This is a genomic window from Escherichia sp. AM3 (assembly GCF_032029835.1).
GTDB lineage: Bacteria > Pseudomonadota > Gammaproteobacteria > Enterobacterales > Enterobacteriaceae > Escherichia > Escherichia coli.
Genome location: NZ_JAVUPQ010000773.1, coordinates 1 through 318, shown reverse-complemented (window position 1 = coordinate 318; position 318 = coordinate 1). Strand labels below are relative to the sequence as shown.

The 318-nt window shown below is 61.0% G+C and carries 1 pseudogene; it reads right to left on the bottom strand.

Annotation, left to right across the window (positions count from 1 at the left end):
- Positions 1–303: pseudogene (locus tag RTW80_RS28300) on the bottom strand (2-isopropylmalate synthase); the annotation flags it as partial.
- Positions 304–318 lie beyond the last annotated feature (15 nt).

Here is a 318-nt window from a genome sequence, read left to right as displayed (position 1 = left end):
CACCTGAATGGTGACGTCATCCGGGATGCGATTCTCCTCAATCAGCTGACGCACAAAATTGAAGTCCGTCTGCGAGGCGGACGGGAAGGCGACTTCGATTTCTTTAAACCCGCAGCTCAGCAGCAGATCCCAGAATTGCAGCTAGCGCGCGCTGTCCATCGGCTCGGCCAGCGCCTGGTTACCGTCGCGTAAGTCGGTCGAGAGCCAGCGCGGGGCGCGGGTGATAATCTGCTCCGGCCAGCGGCGGTCGGGCAACGAAAGGGTGGGGTAAGGCTGGTATTTGTCGGCGGGTGTGTTCAGCATGGTGCGCTCCTGTTG